Raw genomic sequence first — 18,616 nt, 5'->3', positions numbered from 1 at the left:
GCCCGGCAAAGTGAAAACGCGGGATCCTTCCGTTTGACAAGAGTGGCCGGGGTACGGTCACACTCCGCTGGTGGGGTCGTCGTACAGCGGCAGCCCCGGGGCGGTGGAGGGGTCGGGCGGAGCGCAGCCCGTGCTGCCGGCGCCGACCAGCCCACATAAGGACCGGGAGAGAAGAGCGAAGGTGTCCCCGAGCAGCGAGACCGCGCACGGACAGCGACTCGTCATTGTCGAGTCGCCGGCCAAGGCGAAGACGATCAAGGGCTACCTGGGCCCCGGCTACATCGTCGAGGCGAGCGTCGGGCACATCCGCGACCTCCCCAGTACCGCGGCGGAGGTCCCGGACAAGTACACCGGCGAGGTGCGTCGCCTCGGGGTGGACGTCGACCACGACTTCGCCCCCATCTACGTGGTCAACGCGGACAAGAAGTCCCAGGTCAGCAAGTTGAAGTCGCTGCTCGCGGAGTCCGACGAGCTCTTCCTCGCCACCGATGAGGACCGCGAGGGCGAGGCCATCGCGTGGCACCTCCAGCAGGTGCTCAAGCCCAAGGTGCCGGTGCACCGGATGGTCTTCCACGAGATCACCAAGACGGCGATCCAGGAGGCGGTGGCCAACCCGCGCGAGCTCAACCAGCGCCTGGTCGACGCCCAGGAGACCCGCCGCATCCTCGACCGCCTCTACGGCTTCGAGGTCTCGCCGGTGCTGTGGAAGAAGGTCATGCCGAAGCTCTCGGCGGGCCGGGTCCAGTCCGTCGCGACCCGGCTGGTGGTCGAGCGCGAGCGTGAGCGGATCGCCTTCCGCACCGCCTCGTACTGGGACCTGGTCGGCACCTTCGGTACCGGCCGCACCCCGGCCGACGCGGCCAACCCGGAGACCCTCGGCGCCCGCCTGTCCTCGGTGGACGGCAAGCGGATCGCCACCGGCCGCGACTTCGGCTCGGACGGCCGACTGAAGGCCGGCAGCGCCAACACCCTGCACCTGGACGAGCAGGCCGCCCGGCAGCTGGCCGCCGCCCTGGAGCAGACCGCGTTCAGCGTCCGCAGCGTCGAGTCCAAGCCCTACCGCCGCTCGCCGTACGCGCCGTTCCGCACCACCACGCTCCAGCAGGAGGCCAGCCGCAAGCTGGGCTTCGGCGCCAAGCGGACCATGCAGGTGGCCCAGAAGCTGTACGAGAACGGCTTCATCACCTATATGCGCACCGACTCCACCACGTTGTCGGAGACCGCGATCTCCGCCGCCCGCGCGCAGGTCACCCAGCTGTACGGGGCCGACTACCTGCCGGACGCCCCGCGCACCTACGCCAGCAAGGTCAAGAACGCGCAGGAGGCGCACGAGGCCGTCCGCCCCTCCGGCGACCGCTTCCGCACCCCCGCCGAGACCGGCCTGACCGGTGACGACTTCCGGCTCTACGAGCTGATCTGGATGCGCACCGTCGCCTCCCAGATGAAGGACGCGGTCGGCCAGTCGGTGACCGTCAAGGTCGGCGGCGCGTCCGCGGACGGCCGTGACGTCGAGTTCTCCGCCTCCGGCAAGATCATCACCTTCCACGGCTTCCTCAAGGCCTACGTCGAGGGCGCGGACGACCCGAACGCCGAGCTGGACGACCGCGAGCGCCGGCTGCCGCAGGTCGTCGAGGGCGACCCGCTGGCCGCCGAGCAGCTCACCCCCGAGGGCCACGCCACCAAGCCGCCGGCCCGCTACACCGAGGCCTCGCTGGTCAAGGAGCTGGAGGACCGGGAGATCGGTCGCCCCTCCACCTACGCGTCGATCATCGACACGATCATCCAGCGCCGGTACGTGTTCAAGAAGGGGACGGCGCTCGTCCCGTCCTTCCTCTCCTTCGCCGTGGTCAACCTCCTGGAGAAGCACTTCGGCCGGCTGGTCGACTACGACTTCACCGCCAAGATGGAGGACGACCTCGACCGGATCGCGGCCGGCGAGGCCAAGTCCGTGCCGTGGCTGAAGCGCTTCTACTTCGGCGAGGGCGACGGCCACACGACCGGCGGCGCCGCCGAGGCCGGCAACGGCGACGGCGACCACCTGGGCGGCCTGAAGGAACTGGTCACCGACCTCGGCGCGATCGACGCCCGGGAGATCAGCTCGTTCCGGATCAGCGACGACATCACCCTGCGGGTCGGCCGCTACGGCCCGTACGTCGAGCGCGCCTCCGACGTCGAGGGCGAGCCCGGCCAGCGCGCCGACATCCCCGACGAGCTGCCGCCGGACGAGCTCACCGTCGAGCTGGCCGAGGAACTGCTGGCCAAGCCCAGCGGCGACTTCGAGCTCGGCCCGGACCCGGTCAGCGGCAACATGCTGGTCGCCAAGGACGGCCGCTACGGCCCCTACGTGACCGAGATCCTGCCCGAGGGCACGCCCAAGACCGGCAAGAACGCGGTCAAGCCGCGCACCGCCTCGCTGCTGAAGACGATGTCGCTGGACGCCGTCACCCTGGAGGACGCGCTGCGGCTGCTCTCGCTGCCGCGCGTGGTCGGCGCCGACGCCGAGGGCGTGGAGATCACCGCGCAGAACGGCCGCTACGGCCCGTACCTCAAGCGCGGCACCGACTCCCGCTCGCTCACCGACGAGGAGCAGATGTTCACGGTCACCCTGGAGGAGGCCCTGGCCATCTATGCCCAGCCCAAGCAGCGCGGCCGGGCCGCCGCCGCCCCGCCGCTCAAGGAGCTGGGCACCGACCCGGTCAGCGAGCGTCCCGTCGTGGTCAAGGACGGCCGCTTCGGACCGTACGTGACCGACGGCGAGACCAACGCCACGCTCCGCAAGGACGACGAGGTCGAGACCATCACGCCGGAGCGCGGCTACGAGCTGCTCGCCGAGAAGCGGGCGCGCGGGCCGGTGAAGAAGACGGCGAAGAAGGCCCCGGCCAAGAAGGCGACCGCCAAGAAGGCGACGGCGACCAAGACCACGGCCACCAAGACCGCGGCCGCGAAGAAGACCGCCGCCAAGAAGACCGCGACGAAGGCGACGGCGACGAAGGCGACCGCGGCGAAGAAGACGGCGGCCAAGAAGACCGTTGTCGGGAAGGCCACGGCCACCGACGAGGGCTGATCTCCTCCGGATCCTCCGGCAGGGGCTCCGTCGGTGCCGCTGCCAGTGCCTTCGCCGGCGTCTCCGCCAGTGCTTACGGGCCCGCGACCCCACCCCGGGGACGCGGGCCCGAGGTCGGTCGGACGGTGTGCGCGGAACGTCACAACCCGGTGATGAGCGGGATCCGGAACCCCGTTCATCTCATTCCGGTCAACCCCAGCCCGCTACGCTGACCGTATGACGAGCGAGGAGCAGCCCACCCCCAGCGCCGCCCCGGCCGCCCGCGACGCCACGTCCGGGCTGCCCGAGGTCGCGCCAGCCGGGACCCCGGTCGAACGGGCTCGCGCGCTGCTGCGGACGCGCCCCTACCGGCGCGTGTGGACCACCCAGCTGATCGGCGGCACCGCCGACCGGCTCGGCCTGCTGGTGCTGCTCGCGCTCACCGTGATCGCCGTCGCCCTCGGCGGCCAGTTCGGCGCCTTGCCGCGCAGCCTCGCCTTCGCCGTCACGGCGGTCCTCGCCGTCCGGCTGGCGGCCACCGGGCTGGTCGGCGTCGCGCTGCTCGGACCGGTGCACCGACTGGTCGCCGGCCGGCTGGACCGGCGCTGGACGCTGTTCGGCGCCGACGCGCTGTGCGCCCTGCTGATCGGCCTCGCCCCCTGGTGGACCGTCTGGCTGGGCTCCGGCCCGAAGCCCTCCGGCGGCGCCGCCTACGTCCTGCTCGCCACCGTGTTCGTCACCGGTGCCGCCGAGCGGGTCCGGGGGATCGCCAAGGACGCCGCCGTCCCGGGCCTGCTGCCGCCCGCCGATCCGTACGCCCCCGCCGCCGAGCAGCGGCCCGCCGCCGCCCACCTGGACACCGTCCGGAGCATCGACCGCTTCACCGGTTGGGCCACCCTGCCGCTCGCGGCCGCCGGCCTGGTCGCCCTCACCCTGCTGAACAACATCGGCGCCGCTCTCGGCTCGGACTGGCTCCGGGCCCACCAGGTCACCTTCGCCGCGCTCGGCGCGGCCGGCCTGTTCGCCGCCTCGGCCGCCCGCGACTACCTCCAGCAGCTGCCCGTCGGCCCGGTGGCCGTCGCCCCGCACTCGCCGCTGCAGGGCCTGCGCGCCCCCACCGACGCCACGCCCGGCCCCGCGCTGAGCAAGGGCCGCACCGGCAGCGCCCCGTACTTCACCTTCGCCGTCGCCGCCGGGTACGCCTCGATGGCCGGCGTCGCCGCGCTCGCGCTGCTCACCGCCGCCGAGCACCGGGCCGGGCCGATCGGCTACGGCCTGCTGGTCCTCGCCGCCACCGCGGCGCCCGCCCTCGGCTCCCGGCTCACCCGGGCCACGCTGCCCGCGCTCTCCCGCCGCCGCCTGCTCGCGCTGGCGCTGCTCACCGAGGGTGTGGCGCTGATCCTGGCCGGGCTGGTGCTGGACTTCGTCCTCGTCCTGGCCCTCACCGTGCTGGCCGGCCTCACCGCCGGGATCGTCGTCTCCGCCGGGCGCACCCTGCTCGGCCAGGAGGTCGAGGAGGCCCGGCTGCCGAAGGTCACCGAGCACCTGTACGCGGTGCTGCGGGTCGTGGTCGGCGCCGCGCTGGTCGTCGTCCCGCTGATCGCCGCGGCGTACGGGGACGTCGAGTACGGCACGGTCGAGCCCGGCTCGTTCACCTTCATCCACGGCGGTGCGGCCCTGGCCGTCGCCACCTCGGGGCTGCTCACGCTGGTCCTCGCCGCCGGCGTCCTGCTGCGGACCGACGACCGGCGCGGCACCGCGCCCTTCGGCCGGGACCTGTTCGACGCGGTGCGCGGCGCCGTCGGCCCGGCCCCGCGCCAGGGTGCCGGCACCGGCTTCTTCATCGCCCTGGAGGGCGGCGACGGCGCCGGCAAGTCCACCCAGGCCCAGGCGCTCGCCGAGTGGATCCGCGGCAAGGGGCACGAGGTCGTGCTCACCCGCGAGCCCGGCGGCAGCCCGGTCGGCCAGCGGCTGCGCGGCCTCGTCCTGGACGTCGGCAACACCGGCCTGTCGCACCGCGCCGAGGCGCTGATCTACGCCGCCGACCGGGCCGAGCACGTCGAGAACGTCATCCGGCCGGCCCTCGCCCGCGGCGCCGTGGTGATCACCGACCGGTACATGGACTCCTCCATCGCCTACCAGGGCGCCGGACGCGACCTGGCCGCCACCGAGGTCGCCCGGATCTCCCGCTGGGCGACCGGCGGGCTGCTGCCCGACCTGACCGTCGTCCTGGACGTCGACCCGACCAGGGCCCGGGAGCGCTTCACCGAGGCGCTCGACCGGCTGGAGTCCGAGCCCACCGAGTTCCACCAGCGGGTCCGGGCCGGCTTCCTCGCCCTCGCGGCCGCCGACCCGGCGCGCTACCTGGTCGTCGACGGCAGCCAGGCCCCCGGCTTCGTCACCACCGCCATCCGGCACCGGCTCGACCGCGAGCTGCCGCTCTCCGAGCAGGAGAAGGACGCCCGCGCCGAGCAGGAGCGGCTCGCCCGCGAAGAGGCCGAGCGCCGCGCCGCCGAGGAGGCCCGCAAGAAGGCCGAGGCCGAGGCCGCCGAGCGCAAGCGGCAGGAAGTGCTGGCGCAGCTGCGGGCCGAACAGGCCGAGCAGGAGCGGCTGGCCAAGGAGGAGGCCGAACGGGCCGCCGCCGAGGCCCGGCGCAAGGCCGAGGAGGAGGCCCGCCGCCGGGCGGAGGAGGAAGCCCGCCGCCGCGCCGAGGAGGAGGCCAAGCGGAAGGCCGAGGAGGACGCCCGGCTGGCCGCGGAGGCCGCCGAGCGCAAGCGCCTCGCCGACGAGGCGGCCGCCCAGGCGGAGCTGCAGCGGCAGCGGGAGCTCCAGCGCGAGGAGCAGCGCCGCCGGGCGGAGGAGGCGCTGCAGCGGGCCGAGGAGGCCCGGCTGGCGCAGGCCGCCGCGCTCGCGGCCGCGGCTGCGGCGGCGCAGACGGCGGCGGATCGGGCGGCGGCGGGGTCGGCCGGCCTGGCCGGTTCGGTCGGTTCGGTCGGTTCGGCCTCGGGCTCGGCTGCGGGTCAGGCTGCCGGTCCGGCCGCTGGTCCGGCCGCTGGTTCGGTTCCCGGGGATGCCGTGACCACCGAGCTGCGGGCCGTCCGGGACGTCCCGGGGGCGGGGCCCGTGGGCACTCCCGGGCCCGGCGGCACCGACGAGGCGACGCGGGAGCTGTCGCTGCGGGACAGCCAGGCGGCCGTCCGGGCGGCGGAGGCCGCCGACGCGACCGCCCAGCTGCCGGTCGTCCCGCCGACCGCCGTGGACGAGACAGCCGTGCTGCCGAAGGTCACGGAGGAGGCGGACCGGACCGCGGTGCTGCCGCGGATCGAGCCGGGACGTCCGGCGCCGGGGCGTTCTTTGTCGGAACGTTCTGTGTCGGAGCGTCCGGCACCGGGCCGGGTGGAGCCGGGCCGTGCGGGGGCGGGTCGTACCGAGGCGGGCCGTACCGAGGACCGGGTGCCGCCGGGGCTGTGGCGCGAGGAGCCGGTGGACAGCACCCGCGAGCTGCCGGTGGTCGGCGACGAGCCGCAGCCCGCCGACGAGTCGCAGGCCACCGCCGAGCGACCCCGGCCGGAGTGGGCCGAGGAGACGCCGATGGACGACCTGCCGAGCCTCACCGACACCCTGCTCGGCTCGCGTGACGAGTGGGCGCGCTGGAATCACGGCGGCCCGGCCCCGCAGGACCCGCGTGGCGGCCAGGACCGGCCTGCCCCCGGGGGCGACCAGGGCGGGGTCGGCGAGGGCGGGGTCGGCGAGGGCGGCGGCAAGGGCAAGGGCCGTCGCTGGGGCCGTCGGGGCTGACCTCGGGCGTGCGGCGGTACGGACGACGGTAGGACAGCGGTACGGACGACGGGCGGCGTCGTCGGGGTGGAGAGCCCCGGCGGCGCCGCCCGTCGCCTTCGGTGGCGGGGCGCCTCCTCGGTGGCGGGCGCTCCGGAGCGCGCCGTGGCTGTCGGAGCGGACACGTATGCTCGACGGCGGGGAAGAGGCGCCGGGAGCGCTGCCGTACGGAGCTTGGGAGCAGCAGTGGCCGTCTGGGACGACCTGGTGGGCCAGGAGCGGGTGGTCGAGCAGCTGACCGCCGCCGCCCGGTCGGCCGGGGCGACGATCGCGGCCGGCCGCGGAGCCGGCCCGCAGCCGGGCGGGAACGCCTCCCTGATGACGCACGCCTGGCTGTTCACCGGCCCGCCCGGGGCCGGGCAGGTCACCGCCGCGCGCGCGTTCGCCGCGGCCCTCCAGTGCACCAGCCCGGACCTCGCGCTCGGCGGTACGCCCGGCTGCGGGTTCTGCGACGGCTGCCACACCGTGCTGGCCGGCAGCCACGCCGACGTCAAGTACGTCCGGACCGACGGCCTGTCCATCGGCGTCGGCGACATGCGCGAGCTCGTGCTGCGCGCCTCCAGCTACCCGACCGGCGGCCGCTGGTCGGTGATCCTGGTCGACGCCGCCCACCGGCTCACCGAGGCCGCCGCGAACGCGCTGCTCAAGGGCGTGGAGGAGCCCTCCCCGCGCACCGTCTGGCTGCTCTGCGCCCCCTCCGTCCAGGACGTGCTGCCGACCATCCGTTCGCGCTGCCGCCTGCTCGTCCTGCGCACGCCCGCCGCCGAGGCCGTCGCCGACATGCTGGTCCGCCGCGACGGCGTCGACCCGGAGACGGCCCGGCTGGCCGCACTCGCCGGGCAGGGCGACGTCGAGCGCGCGCGCCGCCTCGCCGTCGACGACCAGGCCCGCACCCGCCGCGCCGAGGTGCTGCGGATCCCGCTGGAGGTCGGCGACATCGGCGGCTGCCTGGCCGCCGCCCAGCGTCTCGTCGACACCGCCAAGGCCGACGCCGAGGCGCTCGCCGAGACCCAGGACGCCAAGGAGACCGACGACCTGAAGGCCGCCTACGGCGCCGCCGAGGGCAGCAAGGCGCCGCGCGGCATGGCCGGGGCGGTCAAGGAGCTGGAGAAGCGGCAGAAGAGCCGGGCCACCCGCACCCGCCGGGAGACCCTCGGCGTCGCGCTGCTCGACCTGCTCGGCTTCTACCGGGACGTGCTCGCGCTCCAGCTCGGCTCCAGCGGCACCCTCGCCAACGAGGACCAGCGGCAGGCCCTGAACCGGGTCGCGCAGGACGGCCCGCCGGAGGGCACGCTGCGCCGGATCGAGGCGGTGCTCGCCTGCCGGCAGGCGCTGGACCGCAACGTGGACCCGCTGCTCGCCGTCGAGGCGATGACGGTGGCGCTGCGCGCGGGCTGAGCTGCGCCGACCTGCCGACCTGCCGGCCCGCTGGGCCGCTGGGCCGTTCGGGGTGGGATCGTCGGGCCGGGTGCCCGGCGTAGGCCTCCCGGAGCCGTCCCGTTGTCCCACCTTCGAGTGAACGATCGATACGCGCCGGGCACACCCGCGTGCGACCGTCCGCCCGTTGTGCACGCTGGGGGCCGACTGTGCCCCGGTGCCGGGGCCGTCGCCCCCGTACGGCACCGGGTCCCGTCCGGCGCCGGCCCTCCTCCCGAGGCGGTGCGTCCCATGGTTCGTTCGCTCCTCGTCATCCCCCTGCTGATGGCCGCGCTGGGTGGGATCTGGCTGGCCCGCGGCGCGGTCCAGCGCTGGCGCGACCTGCGCGCCGCCGCGACCTACGAACTGGCCGGTGAACGCTGGCCGATGCTGGTGCGGGCGGCCGGAGCGATGATCTGCGGGGTCTGCGTCACCGCGTTGACGCTGCTCACGGCGCTCGGGGCGTTCGGCGGCCTGACCCCCCGCGGCCAGGAATCGGACCGGGCCGAGTCGATGGTCGACGCGGCGGGTGCGGGCCCTGGCGGGGGACCGGCGGTCCGGCAGCAGCCGGCGCCGCCTGTCGTGGCGGAGCCGGCCGCAGCCTCCGGCGCCCCGGCGGCCGCCGTGAGCCACTTCGACGGCGTCGGCCAGCCGGGCGGCGGCGAACTGCTGCAGTCCGCCGTGCCCGGCCCGGACGGGCAGCCGCGCACCGTCCGGGTCTGGCTGCCGCCGCAGTACGCCAAGGAGCCGAACGCGCGCTTCCCGGTCGTCGTGATGCAGGCGGCCACCCCGCGCAAGACCGCCGACGCCGAGGTCCCGGACGTCTTCGAGGGCCTCACCGCAGCCCTGCAGACCGGCCGCGCCCGCCCCTTCATCCTGGTCGCCCCCGAGGCGCCGAACGGCACCGCGCACCCCTGCGACCTGGTCGCCGCCGCGCCGGCCGCCGTCGCCGACGACGAGACGCTGCGCGCCGCCATCGCCGCCTCGTTCCGAATCCTGGCGCCCGGCCCGGCCTCCTGGGGCACCCTCGGCGTCGAGGGCGGTGCTCCGTGCGCGGCCGCCGCCGGGCTGTCCCGCCCCGATCTGTACGGCGCCGCCGCCGCGGTGTCCGGCCGCTACGACGCCGCCGCGCTCACCCAGGCCGGCGCCGAGGCCCCGGCCGGCAGCGCGGCGAAGCTCCTGCTGGCCGCCGCCAAGGCCGACACGGCCGGGCTGGACACGGCCCGCAAGCTCCAGGCCGCGCTCCAGGCCGGGGCCGGACCGGCGGCCAAGGCCGAGGTGAAGATCTCCGACAACGTGCAGGACTACACCCCCGACCGGGAGCGGATGCGGCTCGTCCGGCAGGCGGCGCAGTACCTGGCCGACGCGCTGGCCAAGGCGTCCTGAGCCGCCGGCCCGGACGGGGCGTCGCCGCCCGGTGCCCGTGGCGGGTGCCGGGCGGCGTGCTGTGGTGCAATGCGAGTCGGGTCGCCGGGCGACGACCCTGGGTGACGATCGAGAGGGCTCGGATGATCGCGAGGGGTCGGATGAGGGCCACCGGGCGGGTACTGGCCGCGGCGCTCGCCGTCGGGCTGCTGGCGGGCGGGTGCGGTGCGGGTTCGTCGAGCTCGTCGAGCTCGTCGGGTTCGTCCGGTCCCGCTGGGGCGGCCTCGTCGGACGCGGCCGGGGCCGTGGAGTCGTCCACCCCGGCCCCGCCCGGGGTCACGCCGCTGGAGCCGCTGCCCGCCGCCGTCCCGGCCGGGCTGGCCCCGTACTACGCGCAGCGGCTCGACTGGCAGTCGTGCGACGGCGGGTTCGAGTGCACCGCCTTCCGGGTGCCGCTGGACTACGACCGCCCCGGCGACGGCGACCTCACCCTGGTGGCGGCCCGCGCCACCGCCGTCCCAGCGGGCTCGGGTTCGGGTTCCGCGGAGGGGGCCGGGGGCGGCCGGCTCGGCTCGCTGCTGCTCAACCCCGGCGGGCCCGGCGGCTCGGCGGTCGAGTACCTGGAGGCCGCCGCCCGGACGTACGACAGCGGCGTGCGCGCCCGGTACGACCTGGTCGGCCTCGACCCGCGCGGAGTCGGCCGCAGCAACCCGGTCACCTGCCTGAGCGGCGCCCGGATGGACGCCTACACCGCCGTCGACCTCACCCCCGGCGACCAGCACGGAATCGACGCGCTGATCGCCGCCGACAAGGAGTTCGCCGAGGGCTGCCGGCAGCGCGCCGGGGCGGCGCTCGGCCACCTCGGCACCGTCGAGGCCGCCCGCGACATGGACGTGCTGCGTGCCCTGCTCGGCGACGAGCGGCTGAACTACGTCGGCAAGTCCTACGGCACCTTCCTCGGCGCCACCTACGCGGGGCTCTTCCCCGGCCGGGTCGGGCGGCTGGTGCTGGACGGCGCGGTGGACCCGTCGCTCGACTCGGTCACCGGCAACCGCACCCAGGCCGGCGGCTTCGAGACCGCCTGGGCCGCCTTCGCCAAGGACTGCGCCAAGCACGAGGACTGCCCGCTCGGCCGCACCGAGCAGCAGATCGGCGATCAGCTCACCGCCCTGCTCGCCACCGTCCAGGCCCATCCGCTGCCCAGCACCGACCACGGCCGCCGACTCACCGCGGCCCAGGCGACCACCGGCGTCATCCAGGCCATGTATGCCGACTTCCTCTGGCCCAAACTGCGCACCGCGCTCACCGACGCCAAGGCCGGCGACGGCACCGGCCTGCTGAGGCTCTCCGACTCCTACTACGGGCGCGAGGCGGACGGCTCGTACCCCAACCTGATGTTTGCCAACACGGCGGTGAACTGCCTCGACCTGCCCGCCCCGTTCGCCGGGCCGGAGGACGTCCAGCGCGCCGTGCCGGACTTCGAACAGGCCTCGCCGCACTTCGGCCGCGACATGGCGTGGATGGCGCTGGCCTGCACCTACTGGCCGGTCCGGGCCACCGGCACGGCGCACACCATCCGGGCCGCCGGCGCCGCCCCCATCGTCGTCGTCGGCACCACCCGCGACCCGGCCACCCCGTACGCGTGGGCCCAGGCGCTGGCCGGGCAACTGGAGTCCGGACGCCTGCTCACCTACGACGGGGACGGCCACACCGCGTACGGGCACCACGACGCCTGCGTGGACGGAGTGGTCAACCGCTACCTGCTGGCGGGCGAGGCACCGGAGCCGGGCAGGCGCTGCGCCCGGTAGGCGGGATGGTTTCCGCTTCAACCGACCGCCGGTGCGACGTTACGATGAGCGCCCCCCGCCCTCATCCCCTCCCCGGAGCGCACCGTGCTCGGAGTCAACGACCTGGCGACGTACGTCCTCGGCGCCCTCGTCATCGTCCTACTGCCCGGCCCCAACTCCCTGTACGTGCTGTCCGTCGCCGCCCGCAAGGGCATCCGGACCGGCTACCAGGCCGCCGCCGGCGTCTTCGTCGGCGACCTCACCCTGATCAGCCTCACCTCGCTGGGCGCCGCCTCCCTCCTCAAGGCCAACCCGGCCGTCTTCGCCGTGGTCAAGCTCGGCGGCGCCGCCTACCTGCTCTGGATCGGCTACGGCATGCTCCGCGCCGCCCGCCAGCTCTGGCGCGAACGCCGGACCGCCGACAACCCCGACAACCCCGCCGCCACCGCCGAACCGGCCGCCGAACCCGTCGAGCGCCCGTTCCGCCGCGCCCTGGTGATCAGCCTGCTGAACCCGAAGGCGATCCTCTTCCTGCTCTCCTTCTTCACCCAGTTCGTCGACCCGGCCTACGGTCAGCCGGCCCTCTCCTTCGGCCTGCTCGGCGGCATCCTCCAGACCTTCAGCGTGCTCTACCTCTCCCTGCTGATCTTCGCCGGCACCACCCTCGCCGCCACCTTCCGCCGCCGCAGGCGCCTCTCCGCCACCCTCACCAGCGGCGTCGCCGTCCTCTTCGCCGGCTTCGCCGCCAAACTCGCCGTCTCCTCCGCCTGACCCCCACCCCCGCCAACCGGGTGTGGATCACCCGCGAAACCTGTGTAGACTGGCCCGCGTTGCCACCACGCGTGACAACGGCGCCGCCTTAGCTCAGCTGGCCAGAGCAACGCACTCGTAATGCGTAGGTCGCGGGTTCGAATCCCGCAGGCGGCTCTGTAGAAGCCCCAGGACTCACTCGCCGTGACCTGGGGCTTTTGCCTTTTCTTGGTGTACGGGCAGGCGTGTCGGCGACGCGCTACAAGATCGCTTGCGTACGCGATGCGTGAGCGCGGGTGTTGATCTTGGTCTAACCCTTGGCCTTCTTGGCCTTGAACTTCGCCTTCTTCGCGGCCTTCCGCTTCGCCTTCTCGGCTTCGGCCGCAGCCTTCGTGGCGGCCTTGGCGTGAGCCTCGGCTTCGGTCTTCCGTTGAAGGGGGACGAGCTTCGCGGCAGCCTCGGCGGCATCCTTGGCGATCTCGGGCAGGACGCTGGTGTAGATGTCCGAGGTGATCTTGATGGAGGAGTGGCCGAGCATTTCGGACACCACCTTCATGTCGACCCCGCCCGCGAGCGCGAACGTGGTTGCGCCACGGCGGGGATCGTGTAGGCGGATCGGCGGCAGGGCTGACGCGGCAACGAGGCTCTCGCGACCCCTTGGCAGCACGTCACCAACGCCCTCGACACCTTCACCACAGATCACGACACCATGGCGGCGGGTATCCCTGCGAACGACTTCAGTATGTACATGGTGCCTGTAACCGGAATCATCGGCACCATCATCGGCTACTGGTTCGGGCAGGGAGACCGGCTAAGAGCTTCAGTCGGAGTGCTCGAGACATCGAGTGCACTACCTACCCCGCCAAGCCGCAGGGCTTGAGGGCGGAACGGTCAGTGATGGTGGGCAGAGAGCGGTCTGAGGCCTGCGGGCGCTTTGGAAGACTGGCATTCCGCCGCCATGTGGGTCGGACCGTGTCACGATGGCGGTCGGTCACTACGGGGGAGCAATGCGGGACGCACTCGTCGAGGACTTGGATGCTCGGCTTGCCGGGTACGCCTACCGGTCGGAGACGGAGCCGCTACTCGATGAAGCAGGGTATGAGGCTGCCATGCGACTCATGGCCCTCGTCGCCGAGGAGGTTCAGGGGTCACGCAACGTCGACACCGAAGCTCTGTACACAGCGGCTGTATTCCACTGGGCACGAGCAGGTGTGCTTGGCGATGATGGTCGCGCGCAGGTGGAGCACGAGATGGCGATCCATCTCTTCGGTCTGCTATTCCTTGCGGACCACAGGAAGGTCCCGCGTGAGCTCTGGCCCAGGCTGGTACAGGAGACCGGGCACGACCCATGGGCCGATCCGCTAGAGCATGCGGCTGACCTGGTGGGGGACTTCGAGGAGCAACAGGACTGGGCTGCTCTGGACGAGGCCCTTGAGCTGCTGCAGTACATTCCCCGGGGTGGGGACGGTGCCTACCAGGACACCCTGCTGGGCTTGGTCCACCAGTACCGTGCGACAGCGTCGGCTCGGGACGACCGGTCGCGGCTGGCCGACGCGGACCGGTCCGTCGAGCTGTTGAGCGCTGTGGCGGCGCTGCCGAAACCGTCGGCTTCGCAGACCGCCACGCGTCTGCTGACCCTCGGCACTGCCCACGTCGGCCGCTTCAAGCTGACCGGACGCCCGGCAGATCTGGCCCATGCCGCGCGCTCGTACCGTCGGGCCCTGGAGCTGGCAACACCGGGGTCTATCGAGCAGGTGTCGGCGATGATCGGCGTGGGGACAGGGTTCGGCCGCCAGGCCGAGGTACCAGGCATCGAGCAGAGTGACGTCGTCGCCCAGTTGCTGGAGGCGGTCGACTGGCTACGTCGGGCAGCGGATCTCGACCAAGAGCACGGTCGGCGGCCGGATCGCACGAACCTGGCCAAGGCGACCGGGTTGTTGCTGGAGAACTCCCTCCGGCTGAGGCGTGCTGGTGCGGCCGCCACCGACCGGGGCACGGAGGACGCGGCGGCTCCGGCACCGCCGCCGACTGAGGCCGAGGCGGCGCAAGCACATAGCCTGATCACTCTCGGCGACGAGGTGGACCAACGGGTCATCACCGAGCAGGAGGCGCTGCGGAGGGTCGGTGAGTCAGGCGGCGAACTGTCGGAGACCGCCGTGCGAATCGTGGTGGCGGGGGCCGTCGACCTGGTCAGGATTGGCGCGCCCTGGCGAGCGGTTGCCGTGCTGACCCTGACCTTGGCAGCGGCTGAGCGGCGTTGGGGGACCGATCGGGACGGTCCGTGGTGGTGGGTGGCGGACGCGTACGTCGAGGCGGCCCGGCTGGCCCTGGCCGAGCAGCCGGACGCTGCGCTGTTCCAGCACGCGCGCGAGGTGGCCGGCCGGCAGATCGACGAACTACGCGGTCATGACGTCGTGCGGGATGTCGCCGAACTTGCCGAGACCCTGTTCGCGGACGGTCTGTTGTGTCTGACCCCGTACACCGGGGGGCTGGCGGACCTGTCGTTCGCCTCGGCCCAGCAGCTCCGGCGTGACCGCGAGGACCGGTACATGAGTGTCCACACCGCTCGGTGGGAGGGTGTCACCATGCCGGACCCGCAGCATGCAGTCGAGGAAGCCGTGGCCCGGCTCGAGGAGGCGGCGGTACTCGCCACCGGCCACCGGCGCGGCCGAACGCTCAAGGCCCTGGTCGAGGCGCTCTCCATGCTCGCCGGTCTGACCGGGATCTCGTACGACCAGGAGGCGAGGGCGGCGGCCCGGGAGGCTGTCGGGACCCTGGACCCGTTCCGCGACCCGCTCGGCTACCTGTACCTGCTGCGGATCCTCGCCCTGCTCGGTGAACTGTTCCTGCCTCGCGGGCTGGACGGCCTGCTGCCGGTACCGCTGGACGAAGTCCGGGAGCGACAGGGCGAGCACGAGGCGGCGAGCGTGTTCACCGAGGCACTGGTCCTCGTGGCCGAGATGGGGCGCCGGGATCTGGAGGCGGCACTCATCGAGGCCGCTGACGGGGCGGGCCTCCGGCTCCGGAAGCCCGACCAGCGGCGGGCGCGCTGGACCAGTGAGGTGCACCTGCTCCACGAGGACACGCTCGGCTGCCCAGTGCCGGGCGGGATCCGGGCCGTGACGGAGGAGCTCACAGCAGACCCGACCCGGGAGCCGGGCGAGCGGGCCGCGGCGCTTGTCCACCTCGCCGCGCACTGTGGCGAGGATGACGAGCAGGCCTTGGGCCGAACTCTGATCCTGGAGGCCGCCCGATCGGCTCCGGACTGGGTGGACCAGCACGTCGAGATGGTGGCGCACCTGTACGGCCGCTTGTCCTACGACCTGGCCGTACGCGCCGACCGCGCGGCGGACTGGGTGACGGCGGCCGAGTGCTTCGCCGTGGCCGGCGCGCAGTACACGATGTGCGACCAGGAGGACCTGGCGCTCGACGCCTTCGAAGCCGGGTTGGCATGTGTCCGGCGTTGTGACCATCCGGCGGCGAGCAGTGCTGCCAGCGCACTGCTCGGCAGTATGACTTCGCTCCGAACGAGCACGGACGAGGGAATCGCCTGGAAGTTCCGAGAGCTGTACCTCTCCCTCGGCCACCTCCTCTCTGCGCACGCCCGCGTTGATGCGGCCACCGTTCTTCTGCTGCACCAAGTGGCCAAGGGCATGGGCTTCGCGATCGCGGCCGAACGCTCCGGTCCGTTCACCCCGTCACGTGCGCTCGCCGCCGCGATCGACCGAGCGAGCCTCGACGCTGCCCAACCGCCGCCTGCGGAGAGGTCGCTGAGCCCGGACGACGCCATCCTCTGCTACGTCGGCATCGGCGAGGCCGAACCCGAGTGCGGCCCTGGCGCCCGGCAGCGCAACCTGCAGCGGGCCGTCGACCGCCGGATCAGCATGGAACTCCACCAGACCCGGAACCTCCCGCGAAACGCCTTCCTCGGTCTGGACGAAGTCCAGGCGCTGCTCCCGGAGGACACGGTGCTGCTGTCGTTGTTCCTCGGGCAGTTCCCGGGATCGAACGCGACGGACCTCCGCACCGGGACGGTGGGCCTGGCGGTGACGCGCGAGGAAGTGCGCCTGCGGACCGTCGCGTTCAACGACGTCGGCGGGGATGTGCTCCGCCTCACCCGCGGTCTCCACACGATGCTGATCCACCCGGTGGCCGGCCCCGTTTCCGTGCTGAGGCAGGCCGTCACCTCCGATCCGCTGCACCGCTTGGTGAGCCGCGAGGCGGGCACCGCTCTGGAGTACTCCAGCGCGCAATGCCTGGCTGGTTTCGCGGAGCTGATGGGACGTTGGCAGGACGAAGGCAAGCGGCATCTGTGTATCTGGCCGAACGGGCCACTCCACTTCATCCCCTTTCCGCTGCTTCCCGTCGCAGACGGGCTGGTGGCGGACGAATGGACCGTGACGCAGCTTTCGAGCCTCGCCTCGCTCCGCACCACCACTGCGGAGCTGACGCCGCACACAGCACGCCATGAGTTCGTGGCGTTCGGGTCGGCGACCGGCGGTGTGCGGCACGGCCTGGTCGCCGAGACGGCGTTGGAGCACCATGCATCCTCGGTGGCGGCGTCGATGCGTGGCCGAGCCGTGCTCGGAGCCGCCGCCACGCCCAGCCGCTTCCTGCGCGAGCTCGGCACCTCGCGCTACGTGCACGTCGCGGCGCATGGCGCGCACAATGAGTGGGCCTCCTGGTACCAGTGTCTCTTCCTGTCGCCCGATCCCGACAACGACGGTCGGGTCTTCGCGCACGACATCCTCAGAACCGACCTGCGTGGCGTCGAACTCGTCACCATGAGCTCGTGCGAGTCGGCCCTGGGCCGCTACGACGTAAACGACAACTTGCGCGGCCTGCCGGCAGCCTTCCTGGCCGCCGGGGCCTCGGCCGTCGTCGGATGCCTGTGGCCGGTTCATCCGGACGTGGCCACGGACTTCTTCGCCGAGTTGTACCGACAGCTGACTGGCAACGGCGATCGTCGGTCCGCATTTCGTGCCGCCCAGTGCCACACACGCACCAAGCACCCCGCGTACCGGGACTGGGGTTCGTTCTGCTTCATTGGCGACTGGCGCGCGCCGCACACACCTCGAGGAGTAGCGCAGTGAACCACATCATCATCGACGTACCTGTCCTCAAAGACGTCGAGCTGTCTCCGATGCCGCGGCTCAACACCCCGACCACGTCAGCCCCGTTGCGCGGCCGGGTGTCCCTGGGGGTGGCCGCGGTGCGTCGGCTCACGGCTGAGCAGGCGGCCCAGGGCGACGAGGAGTGGCTCGACTTCCTGGAGTCGGAGTCCGCCCACAGCGACTACCTGCTCCTCAGCCTGGTCTGCGCCTTCCGGCCGTCCGACAACGACGACCCGTTCGTCGACGCTGGCCTCGGCATCCGCTTGGAGGCTCCCGACGAGCCTGCAGACCGACAGCCGATCGCCTGGTCCATTGCCCCGAAGAAGCGCCTCGCTCCCGCCGGTGGAGTGGGTGGCCGGATCGCGCTAACAGCCAAGCTCGCCATCGTCGAGTCCACCCTGGAGGTCACCCCCAATCAGCAACACGAGCAGCTGTTCCTGGTGGGTATGGGTGAGCGTGACAGCGACCCCGAATGGCGGTTCAAGGCGACGAGCTCGGTCCCCTTGATCGGAGACGAGACGGTGACCGTCGTGGTCAAGGCCCCAACCGGAGCGGCTGTGCGGGCCCACGTCTCCGTCGCGGCCACGGTTAGGCAGCGGCGCCTCGGTTTGATTCCCTACCGCGCGGACTTGCCGCCCGCGCTACAGACAATCGATCTTCAATGAATGACCTATCCGAGCCGTGCGATCGACGCGCCGCCGCAGCGAGCTACGACTAACGGAGTGCGTGAGCGGACGGCGCGGCACGTGCCGGTTCGGGCGAGATCGTGGATCACGGCGCTGGAGGGCGCTCATGATCGCTCTCGGTGGACATCCGGTGGTCAGCCGTGCAGCGAGTGTCCACGCTGGTGGACGCGGGCCTGTGTTGCGCGACGGTCGGGCTAGAGGATGGCCCGTAGCAATCCGACAAGGATCTGGCTCTGCCGGGTCTTCTGGGCCGACGTGCCGTTGCCCGTCGAACGTACGAACTCATCCAGAGCGGGCGCCCGGACGCCGGCGATCCGCTCCCTGGCCACGTAGGCGCGGGTCGTCTTGCGATCCCGGCCCAGATACCGCCCGATCGCCGAGATCGACCGTCCCCGCTGGCGCAGCGCGTGGGCGTCCGCATTGTCCTCCCTGGTGAACATCAAGGCCCCCGAACTGGCCGCACGCCATGCGCACGCAGGCTTCCGCCCGGCCACGACCACCTCGACACGTCGGACAGGGCTACATGAAGGGCGGGGAGATCAACTGAGCAGGTTTGACCGCCGTTTGAGCAGCACCTAAGGAATCCCGCAGAGCGTCATCAAGTCGGGTAGCAGTCCG

Annotated in this window: 10 protein-coding genes and 1 tRNA gene; 9 read left to right on the top strand and 2 right to left on the bottom strand. The window is 72.9% G+C overall.

What is annotated here, in order from left to right; all coding sequences use genetic code 11:
- The first annotated feature begins 181 nt into the window (after positions 1-181).
- The 7 genes from topA to AB0R04_RS12640 all read left to right on the top strand — a co-directional run bounded on the left by topA (position 182) and on the right by AB0R04_RS12640 (position 12,375).
- On the top strand, positions 182-3,064 hold the full coding sequence (gene topA / locus AB0R04_RS12670; protein ID WP_363370461.1) for a type I DNA topoisomerase: 2,883 nt from the start codon (positions 182-184) through the stop codon (positions 3,062-3,064).
- A 216-nt stretch (positions 3,065-3,280) separates the two neighbouring features.
- Complete coding sequence (gene tmk, locus AB0R04_RS12665) at positions 3,281-6,841, top strand: dTMP kinase (protein WP_363370459.1); 3,561 nt, start codon at positions 3,281-3,283, stop codon at positions 6,839-6,841.
- 225 nt (positions 6,842-7,066) lie between these two features.
- Positions 7,067-8,278 carry a DNA polymerase III subunit delta' gene (locus tag AB0R04_RS12660; protein ID WP_363370692.1) on the top strand — a complete coding sequence of 404 codons (1,212 nt, stop codon included), beginning with the start codon at positions 7,067-7,069 and terminating at the stop codon, positions 8,276-8,278.
- 270 nt (positions 8,279-8,548) lie between these two features.
- Entirely contained in the window at positions 8,549-9,682 is a 1,134-nt protein-coding gene (locus AB0R04_RS12655; RefSeq protein WP_363370457.1) for a hypothetical protein, read from the top strand.
- A gap of 140 nt (positions 9,683-9,822) precedes the next feature.
- Positions 9,823-11,469: an alpha/beta hydrolase gene (locus tag AB0R04_RS12650; RefSeq protein ID WP_363370455.1), complete on the top strand. Its 1,647-nt coding sequence runs from the start codon at positions 9,823-9,825 to the stop codon at positions 11,467-11,469.
- Positions 11,470-11,553: 84 nt separating this feature from the next.
- A complete protein-coding gene (leuE, locus tag AB0R04_RS12645; protein ID WP_063348703.1) occupies positions 11,554-12,219 on the top strand; it encodes a leucine efflux protein LeuE in 666 nt (221 codons plus the stop codon).
- An 82-nt stretch (positions 12,220-12,301) separates the two neighbouring features.
- Positions 12,302-12,375: transfer RNA gene (locus AB0R04_RS12640), tRNA-Thr, on the top strand.
- A 133-nt stretch (positions 12,376-12,508) separates the two neighbouring features.
- On the opposite strand, the gene AB0R04_RS12635 is transcribed toward AB0R04_RS12640, so the two are convergent.
- On the bottom strand, positions 12,509-12,901 hold the full coding sequence (locus AB0R04_RS12635) for a tyrosine-type recombinase/integrase (protein WP_363370452.1): 393 nt from the start codon (positions 12,899-12,901) through the stop codon (positions 12,509-12,511).
- A gap of 415 nt (positions 12,902-13,316) precedes the next feature.
- On the opposite strand from AB0R04_RS12635, the gene AB0R04_RS12630 reads away from it, so the two are divergent.
- Together AB0R04_RS12630 and AB0R04_RS12625 are read left to right on the top strand one after the other, a co-directional pair.
- The gene (locus tag AB0R04_RS12630) at positions 13,317-17,291 is read left to right on the top strand and encodes a CHAT domain-containing protein (protein ID WP_363370450.1); all 3,975 of its coding nucleotides are present in this window, start codon (positions 13,317-13,319) and stop codon (positions 17,289-17,291) included.
- Positions 17,288-17,977, top strand: a complete 690-nt coding sequence (locus AB0R04_RS12625) for a hypothetical protein (protein WP_363370448.1) — start codon at positions 17,288-17,290, stop codon at positions 17,975-17,977. Before AB0R04_RS12630 ends, AB0R04_RS12625 begins: the two co-directional genes overlap by 4 nt.
- A 215-nt stretch (positions 17,978-18,192) precedes the next feature.
- Here AB0R04_RS12625 and AB0R04_RS12620 read toward each other — a convergent pair whose 3' ends face one another.
- On the bottom strand, positions 18,193-18,438 hold the full coding sequence (locus AB0R04_RS12620; RefSeq protein WP_363370446.1) for a hypothetical protein: 246 nt from the start codon (positions 18,436-18,438) through the stop codon (positions 18,193-18,195).
- Positions 18,439-18,616: the final 178 nt, after the last annotated feature.

It is taken from the genome of Kitasatospora sp. NPDC056731 (assembly GCF_040687675.1).
GTDB lineage: Bacteria > Actinomycetota > Actinomycetes > Streptomycetales > Streptomycetaceae > Kitasatospora.
This window is presented reverse-complemented; position numbering and strand designations above follow the sequence as displayed.